Consider the following 26,078-nt stretch of genomic DNA (forward strand, 5'->3'; position numbering starts at 1 on the left):
ATTTACAGCATGTCTTGAACAGCCTTGGTTAAGCGTTCCAGAGCCGTCTCGACAATTTCCTCTCCGATCTCCCGGGTCGCTTTGGTCGCATCACCAAGGCATCCGTTGCGCGTCATTTCCTCATAATAGTAAAAGCCTTGCAGCACCTGGCCAGGACGCAGCTTTTTCCATTTGCCCTCTGTCAAATCGGCTTTTTCCAGCTGATCCGGCCGTACCAGCTGCGGAGCCAAATACATGGCCTCGGAAACCTCGCGGTCACAGCTATGCCCATACAGCTTGGACTCCAGTCTTCGATCCATCACATCTTTGGCTGATGCCGTCGTTTTGGCATAATAAATCTGAGTATTAAGCTCCCTTGTAAGCATCTCGGCAGCTACCCCTAACGTAGCCTGATTACCTCCATGAGCATTTAAAATAAGAAACTTCTGAATGCCGTGATGCTGTAACGATTTGATCATATCTCTCAGAATGGCAATTAATGTAGTCGGCTCCAGAGAGATCGTACCGGGAAAATGCATATGGTGCGGCGATATTCCCATATTAATAGTAGGTGTCAGAATAGCCTCCGGATATAACCGTTCGGTTAATCGTTTACCCATTTCTTCAGCAAGAACGGCATCGCAGCTTTCAAGCATATGCGGCCCGTGCTGCTCATGAGCTCCGAGCGGTATAATCGCTATTTTCACTGTTGTAAGAGCCTGCTCAACCTCCGGCCATGTCATCTGAGTTAAACAGTAAGATGTTGCCATTGCTTTAGCCTCCTCTCAATATATGATATATTGTTCATTGTATACCAAAAAAACAAACACTCACACGTATTTTTGTTATTTGTAGTGAATTGGTTTATGATTTATAGAGATCATTTACAAGGAAGCGGGTGCGTGCACATGCTGCATCATATCCACTATCTGGATAAGAAATCAGCAGCCTTTTTATCCGAGGCATTGATCAAGCATTTTTCCAAAAAAACCGACTATACGGAAATCGTCGTCGTCTGTATCGGGACGAACCGTTACTCCTGGGACTCCTTAGGCCCCGTTGTCGGGAGCCGATTGTTCGAACGACTCGAAGGCAATCGTCATGTCCATATTTACGGTACACTGGATAAGCCGGTTCATGCGCTGAATTTACAGAGAACCTTATCCTATATCGCAAACAGGCACAGCCAAGCTTACATCATTGCCGTTGACGCATGTCTGGGCCAATTTTACAAAATCGGCACGCTTCAATTAGTAGAAGAACCGCTTCAGCCCGGAGCCGGACTTGGCAAACAGCTGCATGCCATCGGACATATCCATATTAAAGGCATCATTAATAATCATGGCCCTCTCAATCATAAGGTTATGGAGCATACAAGCTTAACCTTTGTTAATGAAATGGCCGCCGTCATCAGCCGGATCTTGGTCAAGGCCAGTCAGGAAATCATTCCTCATCTGTTATCCGTCAATTCCAAGGGCAATCAGGCTTCAAGCTAAGCCTTAGCAGGAAAATCCAAACTGCTGCTCATCACCAAACCAGAATAGCTATGATCGTTGATACGGAGAGTCCAATAATGACAGGCAGGAAATTTTTGCGGGCTAGATCAATCGCAGATACACCTGCAAAGCCTGCAACCGCAACGAGTGATGACCAAGCAATTAATGTTCCTCCGCCTGACCATACGGAGCCCATTTGTCCGATTGCAGCCAAGGCCGAAGGGTCCATGCCCACCGTCGGCGCTAGTGCACCCGATAAGGAACCGGTTAGCGGCAGCCCGGAAAACCCCGAGCCTTCCAGTCCGGCAATGATCCCAATCACCAGAATACCAAATGCAGTTATGAAGCTATTAGAAGGAATTGCATATTGAATGGACATGACCAGATCGTACAGAAAAGCGGGTGCCGCCACACCTTCGCCCAGCGACAGGATGCTTTTGGAGAAATCGGCGTTTCCAAGAAAGAAAAATCCCGCAATCGGAATAACAGGTCCCATCGCTTTAAAAGCAAACACAAAGCCTTCGATCAGATGCTCACTAATATTATCCAAAGCCTTGAATTTGGAAAACACCGTACAGGAAAGAATGAGCAGGATGACCGCCACACCGCCAATAAAAGCAGCCCCATCTCCTCCCTCGAAGCCCCCCATGCTTGTGCCTCCGAATTTACTTGCAGCCATGACCACGATCACACCGAGCATCGACAACGGAACCAATATGGAAAAGAACTTCGACCACCGATGGACAGTAGGATCAACCGTTTCGATAGCTGCTGCTGCTTCCAAATATTCCGTGCTCATCTGAGTTTTAATCGCAGCCGCCTGTTCATCCTGAAGCTCGGTCGTAACAGGCTTACGAATCGCTTTACGATTTAGCAAATAAGCTCCACCCAGTGACACAACACCGGTAATCAATGATAATATCATCGCTTTATCGGCAACCAGAGCTGTAGGTAAACCTGCCCCCTTGGCGCTCAGCATTGGTGCTACCTGCATGACATAATCCGAAGACAATGCCATCCCTTGTCCGGCAAGAGCAATCGCCATCGCCGCTCCCATTGCCGGAAGTCCAACACGAATCGCCGCAGGGATCAAAAGCGCTCCGATTAGCGGGACTGCAGGGGTAGGCCAAAAGAACAGCGAGATTACATAGGTGACTAATGCCAGTACGAAAAATGCAATGTGACCGTTCACCATCAGCTTTTGAATCGGTTGTACCATTCGCCTGTCTGCACCGATATCGCGAAGTGATGCCAATAGAGCAACCATAAAAGTGATAATCAGAAAAATAGTGAACAGTTCCTTGGCTGCCGTCAAATTAGCATTGTATACCGCTTGAAATCCGCTGACTATACTGCCCTTGTAGATCCATCCGATCAGGAAGGTTCCAACCAAAGTCGGAATGATTACACCTCGTCGAAATAACATTACCAATATTACTCCTACTGTCACTAAAGCATACATAAAATGCGAGATTGTAATCATTGACATCCCTCGTTTCAGCGATTATTTGCCTTTCAAACGAATTGTATCACAGATTATTAGTTCTTAATAGAGTTTTATGGCATTTGGTATACAATTATTTTATGATTTATTAGATTTTACGACTTTTTAATGGTTTGGCGGGGGATATATTTGTTATGTTTTCTAACTTAAACCAGACATGTTTCACAAGATACCTTCAGTTATCCATCTCTTCCCTTGCTTTCACCCTTTCTTTACGATTTTTAAAGTCTATTCTATTTTTTTGAACATATTGAAAGCGCATCCATTAGTATATTAACATACTTTTAAACAAAATATAAGGTTTATTGTATATGGTATACAAAATTATTTTAGTCCAATATTTTTACAAAATTGATGGAACAACAGCAGTTACATATCATGAACTGTATGTCGTTAACTCCAAGTTAGCATCATAAGGCTGCAACAAAAAACGAAACGTCTCCTTCGGGGCAGCCGTTTCGTTGTGTAATTTACTTGATATTTATTTCAAAATAGCGTCGATGCGTGACAGCTCATCCTCGGTGAAATCCAGCACACGCAAAGCATCAACAGCATCTTCGATCTGGCTTACCTTACTTGCCCCGATCAAAGCCGAAGTTACCCGACCTCCACGCAGTACCCAAGCCAATGCCATCTGGGAAAGCTTTTGCCCACGATTCGTGGCCAGCAGGGTTAACTCTTTTACTTTTAATACCCGCTCTTCATTAATATCTTCCGGCTTCAGGAATACACTTGGTCCTGCAGCACGCGAATCAGGCGAGATCCCGTTAATGTAGCGATCTGTTAGAATACCTTTTTCTAATGGTGAGTAGGCAATGCTGCCAATGCCTTCCTCTTCCAGCACATCCTGCAATCCGTTCTCTATGGATCTGGACATCATGGAATATTTAGGCTGATGAATCAGACATGGCGTACCCAATCTCTTCAATATGCGTGACGCCTCACGCGCTTCCTTGGCCTGGTAATTGGAAATTCCCACATACAGCGCTTTTCCTTGTCTCACGATGAGATCAAGCGCCGCCATCGTTTCCTCCAGCGGTGTATTAGGGTCCGGACGATGGTGGTAATAAATATCCACATAATCCAGCTGCATCCGTTTTAAGCTTTGGTCCAGACTGGCGACCAAGCTCTTCTTGGAGCCCCATTCGCCGTACGGTCCAGGCCACATGTAATAACCAGCCTTTGTCGAAATGACCAGCTCATCGCGGTAAGCTGCCAAGTCATCCTTTAACAATTTACCGAAGGTTTCCTCTGCCGATCCTGCAGGCGGGCCATAATTGTTGGCCAAGTCCAAATGGGTAATTCCTAAATCGAACGCCCTTCTAACCAAAGTTCTTCCATTCTCTAAGGAATCAATACCTCCAAAATTATGCCAAAGCCCCAATGAAATAGCCGGAAGCTTTAATCCGCTGTTACCGCAATACCTATATGTCATCTTGTCGTATCGTTGTGAATCTGCCAAATACCCCATAATATGTACCTCCTCTAAGAAATTAATAACATTGTAACGGACAACTACCACAAATCCAATGTCATCAAGGATGAACTTTATGGAATAATGTCTTAATCAATGAGAAGAAGCCGATAATGCTTTGGTGAAACACCTTTCATTTTTTTGAACATTTTTGAAAATAAAAGCGAGTCCTTGTATCCAACAGAGCTTGCCACCTCTCCTATCGAGTAGCTGCTTCTCTCGAGCAATTCTGCAGCTTTGTTAATCCGATACCGGAGAAGGTACTGCTGTGGCGGTATGCCTACTGACTCTTTGAATAAGACGGATATATATTTTCTGTCCAGACCCAGAAAGGAAGCTAACTGGCTTACTGTAATATTTTCGTTATAATGGGCATGGAGAAACTCTATGCTCTGAAAGACGTACTTAGCCTGCTTTTTCGGATTCGTCTGTGCTGTATGATAAGCTGGGACCACACTCACCAGGACTGATAAAAACTCGTACATCAAAGCTTTTATTGCTAAATCACGGGTTACCTCCTGAGAGGAGGCTTCCGTTAGTTGATCGGATAACCCGGGCATTACTTTCCAATCCATCGGAATAATAGGCTGCTCCGGAGACAGTCGGGTACGAGACAGAATCGATTCTACTTGCGCTCCATGAAAGGCTACCCAAGAGTATGTCCAAGGATCCAAGCGATCCGCTTCGTAAAAGGTGATGATTTGCGGGTATATCAGAAAGGCTTGGCCCGAAGATAGTGAGTACGTTTGATCTCCAACCTGAAGCTTACCTTTTCCTTTATGAATAAAATGAATCTTATATACATCTCGGACTCCCGGTCCTACGGAATGCCCGGGAACGCAATCTTCCTTCCCCCAATAGAGGAGGTGCAGGTCCGGGTCATCCCGAAACAACCGTTCCTGATTGTGCTTAAAAGTAGCCACGTCTTATCCTGCTTCCCTTGTGAAATTATTGATCAGCCCTTGTGCTCTATAAAAAAAGAGAAACCTGATTTCTCAAGCTTTCCAAGTTGATGATTTGATATTATCAGAAACCGGGCATCATTGTAACGTAATATCTTTGTATGATGCTGAAGTTGAATCATCAATATCACTTTGGGCGGCGCATCCTCTTACAATAATATCATGTGGAAAGCGGCGGTGCATAACGAAGCCGGAAACCTACAAGGTCGTAAAAAAGCCGCTTTCCTTATAAATACAAGGAACAGCGACCTTTATTTTTTTAACCTTTAGAAGACCGGTGAATACAGAGCGGAGCGGCCAAATGGTCCTGGAGAAGCGTTAGCGTTCGCCTACACGCTTTCTGTAAGAAAGCGACTACGAAAGCATATGCTGTTTGCGTAATTTTACCGCTAAATCTCTTATACAATCAAAAAAATGCGGAAACAACAGCGATCGGAAGGATATTTGGCCGCGCAGCTGGACTTATTCACCGGTCTTTTACCCCTCCATATGGTATTTCTTCATCGCAAACCGCCCAACGACATTGACCAGCCCATACAGCACCACCGATAACGCAGCCAGCATCGCAATACTGACCATCACCATATTCATCTGAAACACTTGACCGCCATATATGATCATATAGCCCAAACCCGCCTTGGACGATAAAAATTCTCCCATGATCACACCGACCAGTGTCAAGCCTACATTCACCTTCAAAGTCGCGATCACATTCGGTATACTCGCGGGCAGCAGCACCATACGCAGCATTTGCCAATGGGTAGCACCAAACGATTCCATCAGCTTGAGCTTTGTTTTGCTAATTTCCTTAAAGCCGCTCTCGATCATAATGATCGTCACTATAATCGAGATCGCAATGGCCATACCATAAACCGAATAACGATCACCCAGCCATATATAAAATATAGGGCCAAGCGCGACCTTGGGCAGTGCATTCAACACGACAATGTACGGCTCCAGCACCTTGGAGGCAAAGGTTGACCACCAGAAAACAATAGCTATTCCGATCCCCAATACCATCGAAACCACAATGCCAATCAAGGTCTCCAGGCTGGTCGTCCACGTATGCTTGAATAAATTCCCTTTTACAGCAAGCTCCTGAAAAGAGGTAATTAACTGCGACGGCCTGCTGGTCAGCATCGAGTCCACCCATTTCCACTGGGCAGCCAGCTCCCATAGGACGATAAAAGCAGTAAATACCAGCAGCTGTGCTAAACGAATCATCCACAACCTGCGCTTTTGTGTTTTCAAATATTGTTGGTACTGCGGCGATCTCGGTTTATCCTTAACATTGATCAAAGTCGGGACTTGCTCTATCCGTGCTTCTGTAACGACGTTGGGCTTACTAGCCGGTAGCGACGACATGGCCTTCCAACTCCTTCCATATGACATTGAAGTATTCCTTATAGCGGACTGCTTCCCGCTTTTTCCATGGCGTGACATCTGTACCTTCACCCAGCTGTATCGAATAAACAGTGGAGATTGTGCTCGGCCTTTTGGACATGACCATAACCCGGTCTGCCATACTGATCGCTTCCGATATATCATGGGTAACCAGAATCGCCGTCTTGCCTTGATCCTTGATGATTCCATAAATTTCATCGGCCAGCGTCAAACGGGTCTGATAATCAAGCGCGGAGAACGGCTCATCCAGCAGCAAAATATCCGGCTCGGTCACCAGCGTACGAATTAACGCCACCCGTTGGCGCATACCGCCTGAGAGCTGTGAAGGACTGTGATGGGCGAAACCACCCAAGCCATAACGCTCCATCAAATCAAGCGCCTTATGCTCGGCCTTCTTTAAATCCATCTTGCGAATTTCGGCCCCTACCAGCAGGTTGCTCAATATATTGCGCCATTCGAACAAATGGTCATGCTGCAGCATATACCCGACCTTCGGGGAAGTGCCCGATACCTCCTGTCCGTCAATAAGCACTCTGCCGCTTGTTGGCTTCACCATGCCGGAAACGAGGGAGAGCAGCGTGCTTTTCCCACAGCCGCTCGGTCCTACAATAGAGATAAATTCCCCCTGCTCAATGGAAACATTAACGCTTCTCAAAGCCTCTGTTTCCTGCTTGATCGTGAAATAACTTAAGCCAATATCGTTTAATTCAATTTGTGCCATAGGCTTATTTCCCTGCCTTTCCGATATTTTTCACAAAGCTCATATCCACGACGGCTCCCATATCAGTTAATTTTTGGTCCGGCTTCAGCACTTCGTTCTCGATCAGCATTTTTTGCAAGGTCTCAAATTGCTCTGCGGTCAATTCAGGAACAGCCGACCAGGTATCCTGCTTCTTGTATCGGTCGATCGATTGAATGATAATATCCTTCGGTGTTCCTTCGAAAAAAGGCATCAAGGCTTCGGCAATTTCATCAGGTGAAGCTGTGTTCAACCACTTGGTTCCTTTGGCAACGGCATTAACGAATTTCTGAATCGTCTCTGGATTTTTCTTAATATAATCCGACGTTGCGACGTAAGAGGTTTCCGGGAATGGACCAAACGCTTGTCCTACAGCTGCTGCATAGAACGCTTTGCCTTCCTTTTCCAAAGTAGAGGCGATGGGCTCGAACACCTGAATAAAGTCACCCTTACCGCTTGTAAAAGCGCCCGCCATTGCCGGGGAAGCGATATTCGTGATCACCTCGGCTTTCACCTTTTCCTGCTGCAGCTTGGAGTTCAGTACCATTTGCGGAGCACTGCCCGGACGCCATCCGACTACGGATTTCCCCTCCAGATCGCTCCATTTAAAGCCATTCAGCTTCGCCCGTGACATTAGGAAGGAACCGTCCTTGATCGTCAGCTGGTGGAAAATTTTGAGCGTTTTATCCCCTTTTTGATTATAAATATAAATGGCGGTTTCCGGTCCTACCAATGAAATATCGGCCACGCCAGCAATTAAAGCGGCTGCTCCCTTATCCGAGCCCTGCGCCGTGTTCATATCGACATTCAGTCCCTCTTCCTTGAAAAAACCTTTTTGCATCGCGATATAATGGGGAGCATAAAAAATCGAACGGATGACCTCGGAAAATTTAACGGTTTTGATTTCCTCGCTTTTCTTGACCTCTGTTTTTACTTCCATCTTCGCTTCTGCAGCCGGTTTCGCACTCGTTTCCGTCACAGAAGCGGTTCCACAGCCCGCAGTAATCGTCAATAGCACAGTGGATAACAGCAGACAACCCAGTTTGTTCATTTTTATCACGGTTTGTTCATCCTCCCTTATATAGTGCTAATTTATTTGAACAGCGAGTGGTTGTCCCGAAACCAAATGTGTTCCAGCCATCTCCCTGCCGTATTCAACCATTTTTTGGAAACCAACCTCTTTTAAGGGCACAGCTGTTATCCGTTCTCTAAGCACGAAGATTTCGACTTCGGGAAGCAGCATTTCCAAAGCGTAAGCAAGCGGGAGACCATTCTCCAAAATTTCAACGGAATGTGGATTGCCTACGATAAAGTTAAGTCCGTTTTCCTTGGCGTACTTTACAAAAACATGATCTTCTCGTACCCTGCTGATACTGACAATAATCGTATCGGTTTCTGGATACATATGCAGCGCAAGCTCCAAATGCTCCAAGGAAAATCCGGTATGCGGGAAAAAATGAAGAATGTGCTTTACCTTACTATCCATGGTGCCGCTGAGCAGCTGCGCCGGATTAGCCAGCGTCGCTTCCTCAAGTGAGGCTTCACCACGAATCGCCCGCTCCGCCTCCAACAGATCGAGATCGATATCACGTCCCATCAAGCCGTCAATTCTGGCCAAGATATCACCTGTGGTTTTCACTTCCTCCAGTGCAATGCCCTTGTGAAGCACATTGCCTGGAATGCCGCCAAAGCAAATGTCTGTTTTCAGCTTATGATGTCCGTGCAGCAGCGTCAGTCCGGGATGCAGTCCATGAAAAGCCTCGTGCATTTCAATAAGCGCCAATCCGTACAAGGGCAAATAATCCGCAAAAGGTACCCCTCCCGAGCTGGCTGCATCAGCTACCGGATGATGCACGATGATCAAATCAAGCTTCATGGCGGAAGCCAGCTCAATGACCGATTCAGTCAAAGTCATCCCGACTCCAATACGTGACACTGGCTTGTGCTTGTCTCCAAAAATCAGCCCAGGGATTTCAAGCACGCTTTTACCTGGAATATTGGAGGTTTTCATCACGACATACGGATTGGCTCCAGCCGTGATCTCATTCCAATCCATAACCATTCTTCCCTTGGATATGGTGTTCAGTGCTTCGACTACGTGCCTTGCTTCTGTGCGGGTTTTGGGTGCTTTCATAGACTTCTTCCTTTCTGATTTGGATCAAAACCATATACAAAAAAACCGCTATTATGAGCATACTAGGACACTAAAGTCCCGTATATGTCACAATAGCGGTTGTAAAGCTCTCCACGCGGAGTTCCTTATGACCTGCTATATGTATGATTGTTGCTTGAACATTACAATGGAATCCGATCTCTTTTGTGTAAAAGGATTCGATTCCTTAATAGGTCCAAACATCATATTCAACATGGGTAAAGCATAAATGCTGGTTAAAATATAGAACGTTTACCTCTTGTTAGGTAATGTAACATAAAGGAATCAATAAATCAATCAAAAAATGATTATAACGACTAAAACTAATAAAATAAAGCAAGTTTACGTAATATAACCTTACATAAAACTCTAAACGAGAGCTATTATCGTTTTGCAACCGTTTTCATATTTTATGATAACATACTTTATAGAAAAATATAAGCTTTTTTTGTATTTGGTATACCGTTTATTCTAAATTATTTTCAAAAACAATAACGGTTCCTGAATATTCCGTTACGGGATCATAATCCTTAAGCACCAACTTCACCTTCAGACCCAGCGTTGTTTCCAACTGCTCCTTCAGCATTTTTTTGTTAGCCTCCATGAGCAGCGTATCCACACTGGCTGTCAAACTCCGATTCGATTCGTCAAGAATTTTCAAAGCAGGAATTCGTTTGTGAGTAGCAAAAATCAACACTTTATCACCGGAGATTTCAATCTTTTGCGATTTGATCCCTGTTCCGAATATTTCCTGATTAATCGAATTATAAATCTTGATAATCTCCTGCTTCAAAACCCCAATCGGAAATTGCTTTTTCATAGAGGCACCCTTCTCCTTTATACCATTCCGAGATTGTACACCTTCAACTTCTACTTCAACATGCTTAACTTATCAATCGCTTGTTGCTCGGTAGCCAAGAAAAAGATATCGTTTCCGTTATTGGATTCATAGATGAAATCTCGCAGACTTTTGCTTGAATATATAGAGAAGTCTCCAACAATTGCCACCTTTACGCGATAATTGATGAACTTCTGAAGAATTTCGCCTGCCAGACGAGTTTTCAAATCAAAAAAGCTTTCGCTTAGCAGAGATTTGTTTATCACGATACGATTACTATCGGTTTCATATTGTACCGTTGCCATAAGATCCAATGCCGACTGAACATCCTCTATTAATATCTCACTGCTGCTCACGACGGCTATATTTTTCCCGCCTGCTTCTATTTTCACTATATTCATAATCGCCCTCCTGATAGCTTATTCTCACCATTAATCGGTAACCATTTTTATTAGTTTAACACCAGTAGTATCAGATTGCATAAAAAACTCATATTACATTGTTATCGGATCACGATGCCGTGTGATAAATAAAAAAGTCTGGAACCAATTTTGTTGATGTTACTGGGTTTGCCGCGGCATGTGATAAGACAAAAAAACCAATACAGTACTACATTCCAATTCATCTACCGGACTATATGGTTCAGTGGGTACAATCATAAATATGGATATTCAAAATGGTGGTGTTATGAATATCAAAAGCTGGCTGCGAATCCAGTAGATCCATAACAATTAGTAGTCCTGTCAAAAAGTGGTTTGATCGTTTTTGGTAGCAATGCTGGGGATGTATTTAAAGTCAATTTGGATCATGATTAAGTATACTTTTTGAAACACAAAACCAGTCTCATCCTTTGGAATTTCAGTCTCATTCTTAACGAGAGTGGGAACATTTTCGAAATTTAAATATATTGCACATCAAAGAGGACGATGGCACATAAAAACACCATCGTCCAAAAAAATTCACTTTAATTAGTTTCTACTGCATTCGTTCTGGTCGCGTATTAAGCTATAGTACCCGTTGCCATTCATGCAGCGCAAGACCAGCGCTGCAACACAGACTATCGCTCCCTTTTGGGAAGCACTTAAGGTAGCTTAATCCTATTATGGTCTTTGCACCAGCCTCCACTTCATTCCCATCTTTCCTCTTAGACAAGACACCCGTGTCCTGCGAACGGATAGTCGATTGTAATACGCCCCGCCTGGCAATCGCCAATGCCGCTGTACAGATCGGCCTTGCCGTCGGGACGCATCACAATGCCCGAAGTAAAGACACAGTCGACCAAATCCGGTGCCTTGGCAGGTCCCGGCGGGTAGCAGGGACGACTTCCGATCAGTTGAGGGTCCGAGGACTCTCGGGTTGTTGGATCGAAGACGAAGGCCATGTTCAGGTACACCTTCACTTCCCCTCCGTTCTCATCCTTATCCCGGTAGCAAATGTGGCCGATGACGCCGACTTTGCCGCTGTCAAGCAGATAAGCCTGATTCACGCCTCCCCATTCGCCTTCCCCGAAGATGCCATGAATGTACGGTGCGTTCTCGATGACGTCCGCAGTCAACTCTTCCAGTCTGTCAACGACCGTGAAGCCGATCATGGATTCGCTCCCGTATTTGCTCCTCGTCTCCGTGCCGCGCGGACGCGAGAAGACGCCGATCTTGCCGTCCGGCAACGGAACAAGGCGAATATCCTTCATTTTGTTAGGTCCGGTAGTGAAGTAGTACAAATTGTGGAGGTCGACGCCCCGGAAGAAATAGCCGAAAAACGTGCTGTATCTTCCACTCTGATATTGCACATGAGTCCCGCCCATTACAAGCTCATCACCGATCTCACTGATGTAGGGGTCCTCCAGGGTATAGATCATGCTATCTTCCACCACGGTCCATTCATCCTGTCCCGTCTCCTCGAACAGACGAACCCAAGAGCGGGCCCATTCCTCGCGACGTTCTACCCGCCCGAACAAATAGCGCTTCCCGTCCCGTATGAACGGAATCGAAATATTGTAGACATCAAAACCGTCCACGCCATGAAATACCAAGGTCGCACTCTCATAGATCTTTTTTGTCGTTTCAAATTCAATTCTTTGCGTCTGCAGGGTCAATTTTCTCCACACCTTCCTTTTGTTTCGACTCGTTTATTTTTGAGAAGCCTGATATTCCTTGAATTGCTTCCGGTATTCCGCAACTACCTTATCCAGACCGGCTTTCCTCATTTTTTCCAGTGCTGCCGGGAAGGCCTTGCCGTATTCTTGAACGCCCATATAAATCGGAGTGATGCTCGCCGAAGCTTCCGACAAAATATTGGTGTACTCGGTTCTTACTTTCGTCGGGTCAAAAACAAAGTTCGCCGCGATACTGTTGATCGCTTTCGGATTTGGCTCAAACAAGACTTTGTTGTTGTCGGGAATGCTATTCTCCAAGTCAAAACGCATGAAGTTTACGTTGCCGTTCTGTGAATCAGATCCTCTATATCTCGAATTGTTATTGTTTTCCGGATCTCTGATCGGCTTAAAGCCCTTCTCGCCGTCCTTGGTGTAGTGCTTACCCTCGATGCCATATTGAGCCAGATCATAATTCTCTTGACTTGCCAGCATCCAATCCATGAATTTGACGGCCGCTTCCGGATGCTTGCTGTTCACAGGCACGGCATTCCCGTTCTTGAAGGTGAGCGGACGCAGATATTCTTTCTCCGGGTTAAACCATACAACACCGATATCGTCTACAGTCGCTTTTGGATTGTACTTCTTGAGCCCGTTCAAGCTTCCGCCGGTTCCCAGGCGGACGAACCATTCACCACTGTCGAGTTGCGCATCTACCTGCTCCTGCTTCATGACCAAGATATCAGGATTGGTAATTCCCTTTGTGTACAGCTCGCGCATGAAGGACGCATCCTTCTTGAACTCCTCGGTCTCAATCCAAGACTTGACCTCGCCGCTTTGATTTACATAGAAGAACTTATCCTTCACCGTGAACGGGAAGGTGTCATAAGTCCGGTGCAGAATCGACGTATGCAGGTAGATCGGATCAAAGTCCGACCGAGTACCCAGATAGGGCTTGTTGCTTCCCTTCCAGTTCTTCATGACAATCTCCCAAGCGCTGATCAATTCAGCCGGAGTAGTCGGCTCTTTGAGATTGTTCTCGCGGAGAATGTCGCGACGAATATTGAATTGGCCTTCACTCGCCATTTCAACCCAATAAGATGGAACGGCATAATACTTGCCATCGATTTTAGCCCCGTCGAAGATATCGTGCGGAATAGACTTCTTCAGATTTTTTCCATACTTTTCGATCGCATCCGAGATATTCGCCAATGCACCGCGATTATAGTAGCTGGAGAACGGCGTGCGGTCCTGCATGACATGGAACAGGTCGAAATCTTCGCCAGTGGACAGCATCAAGTTCAGCTTCTGATCCCACGCATCCCACGGAATATAGATTTTCTCGACCTCAACGCCGACACCGTCCGCAGCCAGCTTCCCGTTGACCTTTTGGAACACTTCCTTGTAGTCTTTCGGCTCCGTGCCGGGAACCAAATATTTGATTTTGACCGTCTCAGCAGGCCTGCCTCCCTTATCCGCTGTGTTGGCTGAATTAGAATCCTTGCTGCATCCCATCAAAGTCGAAAGGACAAGCACCGCAGCTAATAGAAATGCGTAACGCTTCTTCATAAAAATATTGACCTCCTTATATAGTACTTTATTTATATTAACCCTGAAGGGATTATATCAGCCTTTGACCGAACCGATAACCATGCCTTTCACGAAGTACTTCTGCAAATACGGATAGAGGAGGACGATCGGCCCGATCGTCACGATCGCCGTCGCCATCTTGACCGATTCCGAAGGAAGCGTCATTTCGCTTGTTCCGGCCAACATCGTCATCTCGTTCAGCATGCTGATCTCCGATTGCAACTGCAGAAGCATAAATTGCAGCGGGTACAAATCCTTGCTGTCGATCAGCATGATCGCATTCCACCAGTTGTTCCAGTAATCCAGTCCGTAGAAGAGCGCAATCGTCGCCAGAACGGGCATGCACAGCGGAAGATAGATCCGGAACGCAATCGTAATGTCGTTTGCCCCATCAATGGTCGCCGACTCTCTCAGCGAATCGGGTACGCCGTTCATGAAGTTGCGTACCAGAAAAAGGTTGAACGGGCTGAACAGAAGTGACGGAATAATCAATGCTAGAATATTGTTGGTCAAACCGAGCAAGCGGTTCATCAAATACCAAGGCACAATCCCGGCGGAAAAAATCATGGTGATGAAAAAATAGAGCGCCAGCAGGTTACGGTATTTCACATTTTTGTTCGCCAGCGTATAGCCAGCCATGGATGTCACCAAAACCGCAAGAAACGTGCCGACAATCGTGACGAAGATGGAAATGGTGTAGCTCTGCATCACCTGGGAGCCGCCCGTAAAAATCAGTTTATAGGCATACAAGGAAAATTTCTCGGGGAAAAGACTGTAGCCGTTCTTCAATACGGCATCCTCATCCGTGACCGAGATCATCAGCACCAGCAGCATCGGAAGAAGGCAAATCGCCGAATACATCGTGATCAGGGTATACATGACCGTCTTGCTGAGGGAAAACTTCTTCATTACTATTCCTCCTAAAACCTTACTTCGGCAGACTTTTGCCGGGCTCGGGAATTTAATACAAAGCGCCTTCTTTGAAAAATTTGCGGGTAATCGCATTCGTACCGAAGACGAGAATGAACCCGACCACGGACTGAAACAGCCCGACGGCCATCGCTTCGGAAGGGTCGCCGATCTGACGCAAAGAGCGGAATACATACGTATCGATGATGTCCGTGGTCGAATACAAGGTGCCGTTGTCGCCGACCAAGGCATAGATCATGCCGAAATCCCCATACATAATTTTGCCGATCGAGAGCAACGTCAGAATGACGACCGTAGGCATCATTAGAGGAAGGGTGATGCGCATGCACATCTGCCAACGGTTGGCCCCATCGATTTCAGCCGCTTCATACAAGGTTTCATCGATGCCGGTAATGGTAGCCAGATAAATCACGGCGCTCATCCCCGCTCCCTTCCATACATGCATCACAGTGAGGATGGCGGGCCATACCTCCGGCTCCGTATACCAGTTGACAGAGGCGATTCCGAGCTTATTCAGCAATTGGTTTACAAGTCCCATATCCATGGAGAAGAAAGCATACAGCACATAACTGACCACGATCCAGGAAATGAAATGCGGGAACAGCATTACCGATTGGCTGATCTTAACAAAGAGCTTCTTGCGTAACTCGTTCAACACGAGTGAAATCACAAGAGCCATCAGCGTACCAAAGATAATAAAGAGCAAATTCAGGAAAATGGTATTAAAGGTGACGGTTAAAGCCTTGTAGGAGCGAAAAAAAAACTCGAAGTTTTGCAACCCCACCCATTCGCTATTGAATATCCCCCTCGTATAATTGAATCGTTGAAAAGCAATGATCATATACGGATAGGTCATATACCCGAATATAAAAGTATACACCATCGCCGGAAGAACCAGCAGGTAAGACGTTCCGTTCTTATGGATATCAGAAAACATGCCGAATGCCAATCGCTGTCTCTTTTCCAATTTCTTATCCTCCCAAAAGTTTTGTGTGCGTTGCTTCCTGAATCGGCTTCGTACAAAACTCACTTCGGAAGCATAAGCTCAGTGAATATTTCTTGGCTACGTTGTCGCTTGCTATAACTCTATATCAGCGGGTAGGTGTTGCCAATTTTAAATACCGGTTTTCGCTTTCACGATTCGAATAAAGGGCTTTCAAATATCCGAACTGATTTTCATTTTTTAAGAATGGAGTATCTTTTTAACCTGCTTTATTTTATATTGAAGAAATTATACTAGCTGCAACGGAGGAATCTTTATGCGAATCACCATGGATCGGCTTGTTCGATATAAGGCATTCCAGAAACTCACCATTTCATATTTTCTGCTCATTCTTCTCACGGTGAGTCTGCTGTCCACCTATCTCTTTTATTTTTTCTCCATGAGCGCAGTCAAAGAAATAGATCGCAATTCCAAAGCCATGCTATCCCAAATCAGCTACGCATCCGATGTCATCTATAACCAAGCCATGACGATCGGTAATTCCCTGCTTACCCAGCCGGAGATTACTTCATTCCTGAATGATACGGAGGAGGATAAGACGAGGAATTACCATGTCTTTCAACAATTGTCCCAGATTCAAAGCGCGTATCCGTACATATACAGTATCGGGATCTATCGACCATCCACGAAAACTGCAGTCGATACGGCCGGGCTGCCGTTTGATTCCTCGCTCTACGCCATCAGCGCTGAGCAATATATGGAGTTTTACCCGCGGAGTCTGACCGTTCCTAACCGAAATAACGATACGCCGCTGCAGTTCCTGACCTTTCTACTGTACCCGAACTATTCACTGCGAACCACGAATAATCCACTAATCTACATCAATATTGAGGAACAGTCCATCCTGACGACGATCCGCAAAATCGGCAAAGCGGATTCAGCCAATAACGTGTTCGTCATCAACAAAGAGGGCAAGGTGCTGTCTCATACGGATTCGAATCTGTTTCTGGAAGATTTGTCCGGCACACCGTATGTGCAGCAGATTTTGAGTCAGGATGAGACGGAGAACAGCTTTACGGCAACTATTCAAAATGAGAAGCATCTGATTACTTATGTGAAGTCCGAGGAAATGGACTGGTATTTTGTAAGCGTTACCCCATACTCCAGTCTGATCTCCAATATTGACCATCTTCGCAATGTTACAATGCTTGTGACGGGAGGGATCGTGCTGATCGGCCTGCTTGTTTCAATTTATCTGAGTAAAAACATTTATAGGCCGCTTTCGACATTGTTTGAGAAGATCATACAGAATTCGGCTACCCTAAAGTCGCCGTTCATCGATGAATATAAAGTCATGGCTGAAATGTTCACAACGCTAGAGGAAAGAGAAAAGTCGATGCAATTCGTTATCAACCGCTCATCCCGAACGATTCGGGAGCATTATCTGCATTCACTGATCAGAAGCAATTCGCTCGATACCTCTGTACCTGGAGAACTCATTCGGGACATCGATAAGGAGCTTTCAGGGCCTTATTTCTGCGTGATCGTGTTCAAAATCCATGATTTGGAGCCAGCGAAAGGGGGAACGGAAGGCGGACAGAAGTCGCTGTTGCGCTTCGCCCTAGGTAATATTGCAAAGGAGATGCTGGAGCCTCTCGGGGCATGTGATTATTTGATTACAGGGGAAAATGAAGCGGTAGCCATCTGCCAGTATACGAAGAACGAGCGGCCTGATGCGTTGAAGCCTGCCTTGCGCAACGTACAGGGTTTCCTAAATCGATACTTCAAACTGACGGTCTCTATCGGGGTCGGAGACATGAGCTATGGTAGAAAAAATATCTCGTTCTCCTATACCTCGGCACAGCAGTATGTGAAGTATCGATTGATTTATGGAAAAGAATCGATTCTGGATGCCCAGACAACCCGATCGCATATTATGACCACCGTAAATTACCCTATCGATTGTGAGAAGAGGCTGATTGAAGCCGTTCAATCTGGCAAACCGGATTCCGTTCGGGATGCCACCGAACAGTTTATCGAGCAAATCTCATCCGGTTCCGTGAACCAAGTGATTACTTACAGCATTCAATTAATGCTCTCCCTGCTCAAGCATTTTGATTATCTGCAGCATCTTTCAGACTCTAATTTCAATGAATATTTGGATGTGGTTACCGATATCGAGGCTGCCGAGAACTTAACGGAAATCAAGAACATTTTCATCCGATATTGCACCAACATTTGCGCCCTGATCGAGGAGAAAGACCGTTGGATAAACGCTCAAAAGCACAACATTGTCATTGAAAAGGTACAAAACTATATCCAGGAGCATTATGCCGAACCGAATTTATCCCTTGAGCTAGTATCCAATATTGCCAGTTTGTCTCCAAGTTATCTGGGAAAGCTGTTCAAAGTAGCAATCCGGCAATCGTTCAGTGAATATCTGAATCATATCCGACTGGAAAAGGCCAAGGAACTGCTCACGTCGACCAATGAGACCGCCGCAAATATCAGCGAATCGGTCGGTATATATAATGCAACCTACTTTTCCACGTTGTTTAAGAAAAAGTACGGCCTGTCCCCTTCGGCCTTCCGGGAGCAGGAATCAATGAAGAAAAAGAAAATGTTAAATGATTAGCTGCAACAACTATGCCATACCAGGCGTAACCCCAAAGAACGACTAACTATCACTTCCCTTTAGCATTCCTGTTAGATGGTTAGTATGGCTGGCTAAGGTTTGCATACACGCTCTAGTCAGATCTGCCTGATTAGGGCCATGCCGTGTTCGAATTGCTTTAACGATACAATGGTTATTCATCATTTTCACCTCACAAAACGAATCTGGGCCGCCCTAATATCTATATTAGGACGGCCCATGTTGTCGTTTAATTCCTTTAGCGTTTCCACACATTTTTATCATCTGACACACGATTTAGACGAAGCCACTTAACGAGTTCTTGCTTTCCGTAAGTCAAATATTCTCCCTGCCAGCTCATTCAGTTGATCCTTGATTAATATGACACTACTGTAGGTATCTGGAATTTGTCCAAAGCCGCAGTGCACGCCAGCCAATCCACCGGCAATAGCACCTATCGTATCAGAATCACCACCAAGATTGGCAGCTTTTTGTACCGTATCTGCATAGGAATCTGAATTTAACAAGATGTTCAGCACCCATCGAAAGGTATGAACGACAAATCCGCTCGGTTCACAATTGGGCTCCGTAAACAAAATATCTTTATAGTCGGTATGTCGAATTTCCTGTTCGATCGCATCGGTCAGGCTCTCGTTTTGAAGCAATCTCCATACGATTCGATTATAAATCGAGCAAGCTTCGTTGCAGCGCTCATCATAGTGCGTCATTTTGGACTGCATGCGGGAATACTTATCCATCTCGGTCAGATTGGCATAAACCAGCCCTACAGGCAGACAACGCATAAGAGAGCCATTGCCGGCGCTTTGTCCCATATCCTGATCGGTTAAAAAGGCGGCTTCAAACCAATTACCCTCAAAGGTCGCCAGCACGCGTCGAATAATATTGCCGATGTCCTTGGGATCTGTCCGGTACCAATTCATAAATTGCTCACCAATATACGGCATCGGGTCCAATGGATTGGCCAATATACCTTCAGCCACGCAGAGCGTCATCATCGTATCGTCGGTAACTTCACCCTTTTCAAGACTCCAGACTCCGCCGCCTATAATCTCAGTTAAATATCCATACTTCGCTTTGATCTCTTTACTGGACATAAATTCCGTTGTACCGCCCAACGCATCCCCAATTGCCACACCGTAAAGGCCACCTTTAATTCGATTGAATACGTCCATGCTGCATTCCCCTTTCTTATGAAAGTACTAACCGTATTTTAGCACAGGTTAAACAGTGTGTTGTTAAAAGTGTGATGGACAAGAAAAAGAGGCAACATATCATGCTGCCTCTTTACTGAACACCGAAGGGCCGAACACAAAATTAATTGTTACTTTCTGTAGAGGGCAGATTCGTGAAAACGCAAACGCAGTGTATGAACCTCAAAGCTTTGAGTAGAAAAGTACAACTCTTGTTCATTCATATTCGATTTCTTCAACAAGCTTAAACCTCTAAGGTCATATTCGAGTAGATCAGTCAGACTAGCCTGACTTACTTGAGCGGGCAATTGAATCATTACCAGCCTTGGCTTCCCGATCCAATCACGAATTCTCAGAATATAGCCATCCCCATCTTCTGCCGGTTTAAAGCAGGTCACTGCCATTCCCTCCAAGCCGCCGGGGAGCAGTTCGAGCTGGTCGATATTGTAGGCTATACCCGAACGTTCAGCGGGAGCTGGTACAGGAAGTGCGGAGGTCATCGTTTCCTGTGCAGTTTTCCATACAGATCCTTCGATCCAATCCCCTGCGTGCGGAATTAGCCGATACCGATACGTGAAGCTGCCACCGGTCCATTGCGGGAAGTTAGTCCCCCACCAGTTATTGAATATGTTAAAATTCATTTCCGGCTTCTCCGGCACATAATCATGCTCAAAATCCCACATGCCATTGCGACCGATAAAAAACAGCGGAGAATCAAGAGGAATGATCGCCATCCCAACCTTGCCATCCGACACATCGACGAAATTTTCACAGCAGTTCAACAGGGTACTGGCGGAAGGTACAATATCCGCAAGCGGATCAATGACACTGCCCATTTTATTGATCCGGTAGCTCGGATTTTTTAATTGCAAAGGAAACACGATATGACCCGATTCCGCTAAAGGCGTCTCCTCTTTACCGCTGATCTGCCATTCCATATCGACAAAAGGAGAATCCTCTGTCAACGTTACTGTCCACATCACTTCTCTTGCATTACCATAATCCGTGATTGATTCCTGACTATTCCCGGCTACACACTCCACTTTGACCATGTGCTTTTCCTGTACAAGACGAATATGCCGCAATTCAGTTTGAAAGGAAACCCGCTTCTGCTGCTCGGGATAATCGGTTTTTCCAAAATCATGTACGCCCCAATCATAGAAACGGTACGCATATTTTTTGATAAAGCTCGTTATTTCCAGATTCGAATAAATGTTGTATTCGTACTGCCCAAAGCCCTGCGCAGATTCCGCATCCACCCATTCCTTATTCAGACGCTTATCAAACAGGCTAATGATCCATCCGGTTTTTCTATCTATGGTGACGACAACATATGGGTTCTCGATGACGGCCTGCGTCTCGCTTAAGCTTCCAAATGCAAGAGGCTTCTCCGAGCCTTCGGCTACAGTTTGAACCTTACCGCTGCTTGCTGCGTATGCTATCGTCTTATATCCAAGTGCCGGTAGGCCCTTAACCTCCACCAACACACCATGCTCATCGTTAACTGCCTTCAGCTGCTCACCGCTGACATCATCAATCCAGGTACCAAGTTCATTTGGACTATGCTCCGAATTGGCAGCAATACGAACCCAGGCATCACGCTGCCAGCCAAGGTTATTGTACACACGCAGCTTTCTTTCCGCGCCATGATCGTCCGCAGATAAGCTGGTTTGATTCCACTGTGGTTGAACCTGCAGCCTTTCCTCAGCAGCCTTTAGGGAAGTTTCAGCTCTATTGAGATAATCAATCTGCTCCTGCCAGGACTGCTCCATCAACATATAACGCTCACTGCGTTTGTCTTCAATAAACTCCGACTTCTCATATCGTCTCGGGAACTGCCTCGAGAACAAAAATGTTTTGCAATCCAGTCCCCACGTATGCTCTCCAAAATGAAGCGTATATTCATAAGCAGTATCAATAGCTTGCTTAATCTGCTGCTTATCCTCCAAGCTCAGAGCTTCGCCTGCAACAAGAGAATTCATCGACAATGCACTCTCTACCGCTGCGATTCGTCCTCTCAGCTCGCGCACCCGCGATACCTCCCGAGGAGCAGTTCCAACTCCATGAATCCATGAATCAGCCATGTCTCCGCGAATAACAGGCAGATCGGGATTACGCGCTAGAAAGTCTTCCGCAAAATCCGTCAGGCTCCCGATATGCAGCTCAGCCTTGGACCCGCTTGCCTCAATGGAAGCCTTCATTTCCTGTATGTAGGAAGCCTCATGCGGACCATGATTGTCGTTCGTCTGGATCATAGCCAGCCAGATCGGATGCTCCCAATCCTCGGGAGGCAGTATGCCTGAGCCATAGGCCCCTTTGGAGTAAAACGTGAGCAGCCGCTCGCCGTCCGGCCCCTCCCAGTAAAATACAGGCGGAACATCGGGTGGTGTCGTAGCCGGATTGCAGCCTAAGTGCAGCACCTCCACACCTGCTTTTTTCAATAACGAAGGCACAATCCAGGTGTGACCCGGGACATCGGTCATTTTGGCATCTTTGGGACGGTAACCGTATTCTTCGCTCAGACCGCGCGAAATGTACATCCCGCGTATCCATTCCTCCAGCCCGCAAAATTCCGTATGTGTCGTGTAGGGGAGCATATGCCAAATGAGCTGGCGGTTCTCCAGAAATTGCAAAGCTTTACCTTGCGCCTGCTCCCCGCTGCCCTCCAGGGATTGCAATAAAGGCCAAGCCGACATAGTCCAAACATATTGTTCATGCTCCGCGTTGCCATTCGTTTCTTCACAAATCTGGATTACTTCCTCCAGCATCTCTGTCCTGTATCTGTGAACCACCTCCGATACGAGCCCGGTGAATCCAATATCAAAATGTGTTTTGAAAACCACATAAATTTTTTCAAGGTTTGCATTCATTGCCTTTATCTCCTCTACTCCGAAATCATCATATAAACAGGTCATTCAGCCTCAGCTGTGAAATAATCGAATTATGATCAGAAGATGATCTCTTTACCATTATTTTAATCAAAATAGATCGGGTTCGACAGCGCAGCCATACTCATGGAATCTACGTTCGGAAATGTTCTCCACACCTCAGCACGGACGAATCGCCTGCCTGCCGCATCCAGCGTAAGCTCCAGAGCACCGTCGTTGTTCACGGTTACATGTTGTTCCAGCCCCTTGCTGCTAATGAGCTTCACTTCATCGCCTGCCAAGAGATGCCGGGCTTGCAGCTTCACGATTTCCGATTCCCCTGCTGGCACCGAATTCCCCATTTTGTAGGGTCCACATTCTAACTGTACAAAAGGCCCATCAGGTGCATAACTAATGGTTACATGGCCCTCATCGATTCCAGCCAATATCCCGTTTACAGTTTTGGAGGACGCATATACCCATGTACACGGCATCGCATGCTTGACATAAGGATCAGGGCGGTGAACATCACTGCCGCCTATCACATTCAACTTCCTACCACTCAACAACTGCTGCTGCCACCAGGCCAAAGTGCGTGCATTTCGTTCAGTCCAAGGGCCGTTCCATATTTCCACCCAATCATGATCAACATCAAAATCCCATTCCCATGGACAATAATCACAATGAGGATGGTTCAACACGATCCTGGCGCCCCGTTCACGCGCAGTTGCCAATCTTGTATTCACGTCAGCTTGATTGCTTACCCGAAAATCATCCAAAGGGTCCGTTACACCAAGGAAATTGCTGTGACCAAAGTTGGTTGTAAACTCCATTCCCGGTATCATCACCAGGCTGGTGGTGCGTGGATAGTCCAAATTTTGACTACTGGTATTATGATCTGTCATGGTCATGAAATCGCAGCCCAGCTCTTCCATAATGGATACATTCTCCTCCAACGTGTAAGTGCCGTCACTGTGCAGACTGTGCATATGCAGGTCACCCTTGAGCCAACGCGGGGTCATCAGGAAAAAGGTAATGGTTACCGTAACCTTGCAGCCCTCTTGAGGGATCTTATAGGCATTATGCACAACCGCCCATTCACCAGCGTCCAAAGGTCCAGGCAAATATCCCGGTGTTGCCTTCTCCAACCCCATATTGAAAAGTTTCCGGGCTCCGCCGCTCCACCCTCGGATTCGACTCAGGTCGCGAATTCCTAAATCGATAACCGCAATATCACCACCGGAAGACTCCACCTCATAGCTGACCTGAATCTCTTCCACATGCTGCGGCATCTCAAAAGGAACCTCGATATAGGAGCTCTGCTCCGAATGTTCAACAGTTCTGGTAAATGTAGCTGTGTGGCTTACTCTGTCCGTTTGGTTCATATAGGGTTCCACCGTCTTTCATTATTTGTCTAAAAGTGTAGTTCATCTATTAAACCGCTACTCTTTATTAGCACCGACCATAATGCCCTTGACGAAATATTTTTGTACAAACGGATAAATAATGACCAAAGGAAGCAGCGCAATCACAATACCCGCCATCCTGACATTCGTCGTAATGATGAAGTTGCTTGAGGTCGCATCCGTATCAATAATGAGTGCCTTCAAGGCAATCTGCAGTGTATATTTCGCATGATTATTAATATAGAGCAGCGCAGGAGTGAATTGATTCCAACGGCTGACAAACTCAAACAAAGCCACTGTGGCCAGACCTGCCTTCGCCAGCGGTAAATACATCGTCGTAAAAATTCGGATATCCCCGGCCCCATCCATACGTGCCGATTCCGACATTTCCAAAGGTACAGTTGAGAAAAAGTTACGCATCAGCAGCACGCCAAAGCCGGAGATCAGCCCTGAAAAAATAAGCGCAGATAATGTGTTAAGCAGACCCAGCTCCTTGTTGACGACATACAGTGGGATCATGATCGATTCACTCGGTACCATCATCGTAACAAGAATCAACGATACCATCATCTTTTTACCAGGCAAACGCGGTTGAACGAGTACATAACCTGCCATAGCACACAGAAACACATGCCCGATGGTGCCGATCACGGTGACAATGATATTGTTACTGAATGGTTGATAAAGCTGCAGTCGATTCCATACGGTATTAAAGCCTTCAATACTGAATTCTTTGGGCCACAGCACAATAGCCGGCTGCATGGAAGCAAAGTTGGTGGAAAAGGCCAAAGCGAACGTATTTAGAAAAGGAATGATCATCGTAGCTACAAGAAGAAGCAAAAAAGCGACATTCACTACATCGAAGAGACGTCCCGACCATCCTTTGGATTCAAGCTTCATATTATTTGTCTCCTCCGTCATCATAGCGAATGATCATTCGGGTTATAAAAGTAAGAATTAATGTAGCCAATATAACGATAAAGCCTGCAGCGGTCGCAGTTCCGATATTGAATTCGAGAATACCTTTTTGGAACGTATACATCATGATCACATCGACCTTGCTGGCAATCGCTCCATTTCTCATCACAATGATTTGATCAAACATACGAAGCGCACTCAGCACATTGAGCATAATGACAACCTTCATTGTGGAAGCAAGAGAGGGTAGTGTGACAAAACGAACCAGCTGCCAACGATTCGCGCCATCCATTCTGGCCGCTTCATAGAGAGACGGATTGATGGAAACGATGGAAGCCAAATATAAAATAACAATGAATCCCATGTCTTTCCAGACGGCCGTGAATACCATAATGGAACGTGCATAGATCGTACTCGACATAAAGCTGATCGGTTTGGCGCTTCCAAGCAGCTGGAGAATTTGGTTCACGATCCCTGTATCGGGAGACAGCAGCATGATCCACATACCGCCCACAACGACCCATGAGAACAAATGAGGTAAATATACGATCATTTGGGTTACTTTCTTAAACCAGACGGACAATACCTCGTTCAATGACAGAGCAAGTATAATCGGCATAATAAATCCGATAACGAGCGTAAATCCACCGATAATGAGCGTATTTTGAAAAGTGGTCCAAAATGTGGGGTCTTTCAGAACAAACAAATAATTATCAAAGCCTACAAAAGGTCGATTTCCGATTAATCGAAAATTTTGAAAGCTGATGATAAAGCCGCGTACTAACGGATAATACGAAAACAGTAAAAAATAAGCCAAAATGGGTATCATCATCATATAAAGCGTTCTATACTTCAAGACGGCTTTCAAAAATCAGCCACCACCTTATCCGCTTGGTAATTTCAGCTATATCGAAGGGAGCAAACAAGCGGTATACTCCCTT

At 45.9% G+C, this 26,078-nt stretch carries 21 protein-coding genes; 2 read left to right on the forward strand and 19 right to left on the reverse strand.

Going from position 1 to position 26,078, the window contains the following annotated elements; translation table 11 throughout:
* Window positions 1-2: 2 nt before the first annotated feature.
* A complete protein-coding gene (locus LRL21_RS23785) occupies window positions 3-749 on the reverse strand; it encodes a creatininase family protein (RefSeq protein ID WP_240418287.1) in 747 nt (248 codons plus the stop codon).
* 138 nt (window positions 750-887) lie between these two features.
* On the opposite strand from LRL21_RS23785, the gene yyaC reads away from it, so the two are divergent.
* Window positions 888-1,475: a spore protease YyaC gene (gene yyaC, locus LRL21_RS23790; RefSeq protein WP_240418288.1), complete on the forward strand. Its 588-nt coding sequence runs from the start codon at window positions 888-890 to the stop codon at window positions 1,473-1,475.
* A 31-nt stretch (window positions 1,476-1,506) separates the two neighbouring features.
* Here the strand turns inward: yyaC and LRL21_RS23795 are convergent, their stop codons facing one another.
* From LRL21_RS23795 to LRL21_RS23855, 13 genes are all read right to left on the reverse strand, one after another.
* Window positions 1,507-2,901 (reverse strand): hypothetical protein, encoded by a 1,395-nt coding sequence (locus LRL21_RS23795; RefSeq protein WP_420832482.1) that lies wholly within the window; start codon window positions 2,899-2,901, stop codon window positions 1,507-1,509.
* Between the two features lie 559 nt (window positions 2,902-3,460).
* A complete protein-coding gene (locus tag LRL21_RS23800; protein WP_240418290.1) occupies window positions 3,461-4,450 on the reverse strand; it encodes an aldo/keto reductase in 990 nt (329 codons plus the stop codon).
* Between the two features lie 92 nt (window positions 4,451-4,542).
* The gene (locus LRL21_RS23805) at window positions 4,543-5,376 is read right to left on the reverse strand and encodes an AraC family transcriptional regulator (RefSeq protein ID WP_240418291.1); all 834 of its coding nucleotides are present in this window, start codon (window positions 5,374-5,376) and stop codon (window positions 4,543-4,545) included.
* Between the two features lie 516 nt (window positions 5,377-5,892).
* Window positions 5,893-6,780 (reverse strand): ABC transporter permease, encoded by an 888-nt coding sequence (locus LRL21_RS23810; protein ID WP_240418292.1) that lies wholly within the window; start codon window positions 6,778-6,780, stop codon window positions 5,893-5,895.
* Window positions 6,761-7,540, reverse strand: coding sequence for an ABC transporter ATP-binding protein (locus LRL21_RS23815; protein ID WP_076234003.1), 780 nt, complete (start codon window positions 7,538-7,540; stop codon window positions 6,761-6,763). Before LRL21_RS23815 ends, LRL21_RS23810 begins: the two co-directional genes overlap by 20 nt.
* 4 nt (window positions 7,541-7,544) lie before the next feature.
* Window positions 7,545-8,609, reverse strand: coding sequence for an ABC transporter substrate-binding protein (locus tag LRL21_RS23820; protein ID WP_240418359.1), 1,065 nt, complete (start codon window positions 8,607-8,609; stop codon window positions 7,545-7,547).
* Window positions 8,610-8,645: 36 nt separating this feature from the next.
* Window positions 8,646-9,692 (reverse strand): Nif3-like dinuclear metal center hexameric protein, encoded by a 1,047-nt coding sequence (locus tag LRL21_RS23825; protein ID WP_240418293.1) that lies wholly within the window; start codon window positions 9,690-9,692, stop codon window positions 8,646-8,648.
* A 484-nt stretch (window positions 9,693-10,176) separates the two neighbouring features.
* Window positions 10,177-10,530, reverse strand: coding sequence for a Na-translocating system protein MpsC family protein (locus tag LRL21_RS23830; protein WP_240418294.1), 354 nt, complete (start codon window positions 10,528-10,530; stop codon window positions 10,177-10,179).
* 50 nt (window positions 10,531-10,580) lie between these two features.
* Complete coding sequence (locus tag LRL21_RS23835; protein ID WP_240418295.1) at window positions 10,581-10,949, reverse strand: DUF4180 domain-containing protein; 369 nt, start codon at window positions 10,947-10,949, stop codon at window positions 10,581-10,583.
* A gap of 743 nt (window positions 10,950-11,692) precedes the next feature.
* A complete protein-coding gene (locus LRL21_RS23840; protein ID WP_240418296.1) occupies window positions 11,693-12,643 on the reverse strand; it encodes an MTP-1 family protein in 951 nt (316 codons plus the stop codon).
* A gap of 33 nt (window positions 12,644-12,676) precedes the next feature.
* A complete protein-coding gene (locus tag LRL21_RS23845) occupies window positions 12,677-14,209 on the reverse strand; it encodes an extracellular solute-binding protein (RefSeq protein ID WP_240418297.1) in 1,533 nt (510 codons plus the stop codon).
* Between the two features lie 57 nt (window positions 14,210-14,266).
* Window positions 14,267-15,139, reverse strand: a complete 873-nt coding sequence (locus tag LRL21_RS23850; protein ID WP_240418298.1) for a carbohydrate ABC transporter permease — start codon at window positions 15,137-15,139, stop codon at window positions 14,267-14,269.
* Window positions 15,140-15,191: 52 nt separating this feature from the next.
* Window positions 15,192-16,127, reverse strand: coding sequence for an ABC transporter permease (locus tag LRL21_RS23855; RefSeq protein ID WP_420832483.1), 936 nt, complete (start codon window positions 16,125-16,127; stop codon window positions 15,192-15,194).
* Between the two features lie 292 nt (window positions 16,128-16,419).
* Here LRL21_RS23855 and LRL21_RS23860 point away from each other — a divergent pair, with 292 nt between their 5' ends.
* The gene (locus tag LRL21_RS23860) at window positions 16,420-18,738 is read left to right on the forward strand and encodes a helix-turn-helix domain-containing protein (protein WP_240418299.1); all 2,319 of its coding nucleotides are present in this window, start codon (window positions 16,420-16,422) and stop codon (window positions 18,736-18,738) included.
* A gap of 308 nt (window positions 18,739-19,046) precedes the next feature.
* Here the strand turns inward: LRL21_RS23860 and LRL21_RS23865 are convergent, their stop codons facing one another.
* The 5 genes from LRL21_RS23865 to LRL21_RS23885 all read right to left on the reverse strand — a co-directional run bounded on the left by LRL21_RS23865 (window position 19,047) and on the right by LRL21_RS23885 (window position 25,972).
* The gene (locus LRL21_RS23865) at window positions 19,047-19,928 is read right to left on the reverse strand and encodes an ADP-ribosylglycohydrolase family protein (RefSeq protein WP_240418300.1); all 882 of its coding nucleotides are present in this window, start codon (window positions 19,926-19,928) and stop codon (window positions 19,047-19,049) included.
* Between the two features lie 149 nt (window positions 19,929-20,077).
* A complete protein-coding gene (locus tag LRL21_RS23870) occupies window positions 20,078-22,816 on the reverse strand; it encodes a DUF5054 domain-containing protein (RefSeq protein WP_240418301.1) in 2,739 nt (912 codons plus the stop codon).
* A 104-nt stretch (window positions 22,817-22,920) separates the two neighbouring features.
* Entirely contained in the window at window positions 22,921-24,198 is a 1,278-nt protein-coding gene (locus LRL21_RS23875) for a CehA/McbA family metallohydrolase (RefSeq protein WP_240418302.1), read from the reverse strand.
* A gap of 57 nt (window positions 24,199-24,255) precedes the next feature.
* Window positions 24,256-25,119, reverse strand: coding sequence for a carbohydrate ABC transporter permease (locus LRL21_RS23880; RefSeq protein WP_240418303.1), 864 nt, complete (start codon window positions 25,117-25,119; stop codon window positions 24,256-24,258).
* 1 nt (window position 25,120) lies between these two features.
* Window positions 25,121-25,972: an ABC transporter permease subunit gene (locus LRL21_RS23885; protein WP_240418304.1), complete on the reverse strand. Its 852-nt coding sequence runs from the start codon at window positions 25,970-25,972 to the stop codon at window positions 25,121-25,123.
* Between the last annotated feature and the right edge of the window lie 106 nt (window positions 25,973-26,078).

The organism is Paenibacillus periandrae (genome assembly GCF_022458865.1).
In the GTDB taxonomy this organism is placed as follows: Bacteria; Bacillota; Bacilli; order Paenibacillales; family NBRC-103111; genus Paenibacillus_S; species Paenibacillus_S periandrae.